The sequence below is a fragment of the Fusobacterium sp. DD2 genome (genome assembly GCF_018205345.1).
Classification (GTDB): Bacteria; Fusobacteriota; Fusobacteriia; order Fusobacteriales; family Fusobacteriaceae; genus Fusobacterium_A.
The window spans coordinates 1-5419 of the sequence record NZ_JADRHM010000099.1; the positions used below are offsets into that span (position 1 = coordinate 1).

The window sequence follows — 5419 nt, forward strand, 5'->3', positions numbered from 1 at the left end:
TTTTATTATAACTATTTTCTTATTCTACTTACATCAAATACATCTAGTTTATCATCTTGAATATTACTATCCTGCATTCTTAATATTGCACTTATTGTATCTAATGCTGTTAAAACATCTACTCCATACTCTATTGCAGTTCTTCTCATTTTAAATCCATCTCTTTGAGCATCATTAGCTTTAGTTGGAGTATTGATAAGAAGATCCACTTTTCTATGTTTTAATATATCTGAGATATTTGGAGATTCTTCATTCATTCTATTTACAAGTACTGATTCAACACCATGTTCTGCTAAGAATTTTTGAGTTCCTTTTGTTGCATAAAGTGTTGATCCATGTTTTATTAAACTTTTTGCAATTGGTAGGAATTCCTCTTTATCCTTGTCTCTTATAGTTACAAGAACTTTTCTACCTTTAATTTCATGTACTCTCTTAGCTCCTAAAAGTCCCTTATAAATAGCTTCGTCTACTGTATGTCCAACTCCTAATACCTCTCCTGTTGATCTCATTTCAGGTCCTAATGATACTTCAACACTTGATAACTTTTCAGTTGAGAATACTGGAACTTTCACTGCTACAACATCTGGTTTTTTATAGATTCCTGTTCCATAACCAATATCTTTTAATTTTTCTCCAAGTGCAACTCTAGTTGCAATCTCTATTGCAGGTACACCAGATACTTTAGAGATATATGGAACTGTTCTTGATGATCTTGGGTTTACTTCAATTACATATAATTTATTTTGATATGCTATAAATTGAATGTTCATCATTCCTTTTACTTCCAGAGCTTTTGCCATTTTTTTAGTTATTTCTAAAAGTTCTTCTTCTGTTCCTTCATATAGATTTTGTTGTGGATATATTGTTATAGAGTCTCCTGAGTGAACTCCCGCTCTTTCAAGGTGTTCCATAACTCCAGGTATCAATACATCTTCTCCATCACATATTGCATCAACTTCAAGTTCAATCCCATTTAGATATTTATCTATAAGAACTGGGTTTAAGCTGTCTCTATCAAATGAAGCTTCAAGATATTTGACTAAGTTATATTCATCATGGCATATCTCCATTCCTTGTCCTCCAAGAACATATGAAGGTCTTACAAGAACTGGATATCCGATTGTATTTGCTATCTCAATACCATGTTTAACATCCCATACTCCTCTTCCTTTAGGACGATTGATATTAAGTTTTTCCATCATCTCTTCAAATCTTTCTCTATCCTCAGCTTCGTCTATTTTATCTGCACTTGTTCCTATTATCTTAATTCCTCTTGCGCTTAGGTCGTTAGCTAATTTAATTGCTGTTTGACCTCCAAATTGAAGTATAACTCCTTCTGGTTTTTCCTTGTCAAGTATAGCCATTATATCTTCAGTTACAAGTGGTTCAAAATATAGTTTGTCAGCAGTTGAGAAGTCTGTTGATACAGTTTCAGGGTTGTTATTTATAATAATACTTTCAATTCCAAGCTTTTTAAGAGTTTTTACAGCGTGTACTGTACAATAGTCAAACTCTATACCTTGTCCAATTCTTATTGGTCCTGATCCTATAACAACTATTTTTCTGTTATTGCTTACTACTACTTCATCAAATTGGTCATAAGTTGAGTAGAAGTATGATGAGTCAGCTGCAAACTCTCCTGCACATGTATCAACCATTTTATAAGTTGGTATAATATTATATGCTTTTCTTTTTCTTTCAATATCTCTTTCAGAAACTCCCATAAGTTCTGCGATACCTCTATCTGAGAACCCTTTTTTCTTAAGATTTCTTAAATAGTGTTCATCCAGATCTTTAAATTTAAGTCTCTTTAAGTTTTCTTCCTGTTTAACTATCCATTCTATCTTTTCCATGAAGAATTTATCTATACCAGTTAGCTTTTGAAGTTTTTCTTTTATATAACCTCTTCTTAACATCTCAGCTACTACGAATATTCTTTCATCATCAGGTTTAACAACTGCAGCTTTTAACTCTTCAATTGTCATTTTTTGAACTACTGGATATTCAAAGTTATATCTTCCAATTTCAAGTGATCTAAGTCCTTTCTGGAAGGCAGCTTCAAAGTTATTTCCAATTGCCATAACCTCCCCAGTAGCCATCATTTTTGTTCCAAGTCTTTTATTTGCTTTTTTAAATTTATCAAATGGCCATTTAGGTATTTTTACAACTATATAGTCAAGTGTTGGTTCAAAGCATGCAAACGTTTTTCCTGTTACTTCATTCTTTACCTCATCTAAAAGATATCCTAAAGATAATCTAGTGGCAACTCTTGCTATTGGATATCCAGTGGCTTTAGATGCTAAGGCAGAAGATCTTGATACTCTTGGGTTAATCTCTATTATTGCATATTCAAATGATTTTGGATTAAGAGCAAATTGTACGTTACATCCTCCAATTACTCCTATTTCATTTACTATCTTTATAGCTGAAATTCTTAACATTTGATACTCTCTATCTGAAAGAGTTTGAGATGGTGCTACTACTATTGAGTCCCCTGTATGTATTCCTACTGGATCGATATTTTCCATATTACATACTGTTATTGTGTTACCATTAGCATCTCTTATTACTTCATATTCAATCTCTTTCCATCCAAGGATTGATTTTTCTATAAGTACCTGTCCAACTCTAGAAAGTGCAAGTCCTTTTGGTAGTATCTCTTCAAGTTCTGCATCGTTATTTGCAAAACCTCCACCTGTTCCTCCAAGTGTATAAGCAGGTCTTACAACAATTGGATATCCTATCTCATTTGCTACTTTAAATCCCTCTTCAAGACTTTCCACTATTTGGCTTTGGATAATTGGCTCATTTATCTTTTCCATAGCCTCTCTAAATAGTTCTCTATCTTCTCCTCTTTTTATTGCTTCTATAGGAGTTCCAATTACTTTTACACCGTATTTATCCAGGATTCCTTTTTCATATAGCTCAACAGCCATATTAAGTGCAGTTTGTCCTCCCATTCCAACAAGTATTGAGTCAGGTCTTTCTTTTGCAATTATCTTTTCTACAAATTCCACTGTAATTGGTTCTATATATATTCTATCAGCTACTGCTGTATCTGTCATAATTGTTGCTGGGTTTGAGTTAACAAGTACAACTTCAATTCCCTCTTTTTGTAAAGTTTCACATGCTTGAGTTCCTGAATAGTCAAACTCTGCTGCCTGTCCAATGATTATTGGTCCTGATCCTATAACTAGTGTTTTCTTTATAGATTTATCTAACATCTTTTCCTCCTCAAATTCTTCAACTATCTAATATTTAATTATTTTCCTTCAATTACTTTTAAGAAATCATCAAATAAATAATCTGAATCTCTTGGTCCAGGCCACGCCTCTGGGTGATATTGAACACACATTATTCTTAGTTTATCACTTTTCATTCCTTCTATTGAGTTATCATTTAAGTTTATATGAGTAACTTTCATTGATTCAGGCACATTATTTACTACATAACCATGGTTTTGAGAAGTTATATAGATTTTATTTTTCTCTAAATCTTTAACAGGATGGTTACATCCTCTATGTCCATATTTTAATTTTGTTGTTGTTCCACCTAATGCCCATGCAAGAAGCTGATGTCCAAGACAAATTGCAACTATTGGTAATTTCCCAACCATTTTCTTTAATTCTGCTATTACATCTCCCAAGTCTGCTGGGTCCCCTGGTCCATTTGATAAGAAAAGTCCATCAAGATTATACTTCATTATCTCTTCAGCTTTTGTATTCCATGGGAACACTACTAAATGACATCCTCTCTTTTTAAAAGATCTTAAAATATTTCTTTTTATACCAAAGTCCATTACACCAATTCTTTTTCCTTCTCCTGGTATCTCATAAATTCTTGGTGTACTTACTTCACTTACAGCATTTCTATTATCATATTTTCCAAAACGTTCCATTATCTCTTTCTCTGTTAAATCATCTGCAGTAATAATGGCTTTCATTGCTCCCTGTTCTCTTATTATCTTTGTTAACTGTCTTGTATCAACACCTTTAAATGCAACTATTTTATTTTGTCTTAAAAATCCATCTAAAGTCATTTCACATCTAAAATTGTTAGGAAGTTTTGCATCCTCTTTAATTACAAATCCTTTCATATGAATTTTATCTGATTCCATATCTTCAAGGTTTATTCCATAGTTTCCAATCATTGGATAAGTCATTACAACTATCTGTCCGCAGTATGAAGGGTCAGTAAGCACCTCCTGATAACCTGTCATTCCTGTATTGAATACTAATTCTCCAACAGTCTCTCCAAGTTCTCCAAAGATTTTTCCTTCAAAGCTCATTCCGTTTTCTAAAATAAGTTTTCCTTTCACTTTGACCTCCTAGAATTTTAAACACTCTGATTTTATCCAAAAAAAAAGACATAACCGCGATGGTTACATCTTTTTTAAAGAAAATATAAAATTTAAATTAAATACATAATCAATATAAAAATTAAAAAAGGGATCAAAAATGTTTTTGAACAGAAAATCTATATTTCTCGTAAATAATAGATATCTCATCTCTTTTCCCTCCTATCTTCGTGTTTTTTACACTAAGAGATATTATAACCACTTTTTATATTCATGTCAATAGAATTTTTTATTTTTTATATTCAATTCCCCTTGACTTATCCATTTTTATATGTTAATAAATTAAAAAGGAAAGAGTTATAAAAAAGTAAATTCTAGTTAAAAAGTATATTTTTAGCAAAAAAATATCTGTTTTATCATTTATTTTATCAATGATTAATAAAATTTAATCTTTATAGAAGGGAGAATTATGAATCAATTTTATTTTAAGAGAGTTATCGAAAAAATTCAATATAACTTTATTCCAGTATACAATGTGAAAGATAATTCTCTCCTTGGGTACAAAATTATTAAGGACTTTAATCCTGTTGGATTCAACGACAAAGATCTTATGTATCAGATGGCATATGAAAAAGGTATATTTGAGGAATTTATACTGGAACTTCTGCACAAAGCATATAAAATGGCCATAGAAAAAAATCTAACTGATTGTTTTCTGTTTTATACCTTAAGAATGAACTTTGTTAGCAGTGAAAGAGAGTTTTTTACTAAAATAAATAACATGGTTAAGAAATTAAACCTCAAAAGTGAAAATTTAATTTTTGATATTAAATATATCAACAACTGGTCTTCCTTCTACGAAAAAATAGAAGATATATATCATTATAAAATCATATTAAAAGAAAACAGAGGAGAAAGAATAAATATAACTGCAATTAGAGATTCTAAAACTGCTCTTTTAGAATTTCGAACTATTGAGCATTTAAAAAATTTAAGGTCAGATATTCCTCGAGATATAAAGCTCATTTTTGACCTGGCATATGATGATTCTATTACTGTCGATGACCTTAAAAACTTAGATGTTGATTATTATTACAAATATTAAAATAAAAGGTTGGAATT

At 30.9% G+C, this 5419-nt stretch carries 3 protein-coding genes; 1 reads left to right on the forward strand and 2 read right to left on the reverse strand.

Annotation, left to right across the window (positions count from 1 at the left end):
- Positions 1-11 precede the first annotated feature (11 nt).
- Both carB and IX290_RS11020 read right to left on the reverse strand, forming a co-directional pair.
- Positions 12-3224: a carbamoyl-phosphate synthase large subunit gene (gene carB, locus IX290_RS11015; protein ID WP_211493241.1), complete on the reverse strand. Its 3213-nt coding sequence runs from the start codon at positions 3222-3224 to the stop codon at positions 12-14.
- Positions 3225-3262: 38 nt separating this feature from the next.
- Entirely contained in the window at positions 3263-4318 is a 1056-nt protein-coding gene (locus IX290_RS11020) for a carbamoyl phosphate synthase small subunit (protein ID WP_211493242.1), read from the reverse strand.
- Positions 4319-4766: 448 nt separating this feature from the next.
- Between IX290_RS11020 and IX290_RS11025 the strand changes: the two genes are divergently transcribed.
- Complete coding sequence (locus IX290_RS11025; RefSeq protein WP_211493243.1) at positions 4767-5402, forward strand: hypothetical protein; 636 nt, start codon at positions 4767-4769, stop codon at positions 5400-5402.
- Positions 5403-5419 lie beyond the last annotated feature (17 nt).

Excerpts from the sequence above, each read along its gene's own strand:
- IX290_RS11025 (WP_211493243.1), top strand. The coding sequence starts at position 4,767 with ATGAATCAATTTTATTTTAAGAGAGTTATCGAAAAAATTCAATATAAC.
- carB (WP_211493241.1), bottom strand. The coding sequence starts at position 3,224 with ATGTTAGATAAATCTATAAAGAAAACACTAGTTATAGGATCAGGACCA.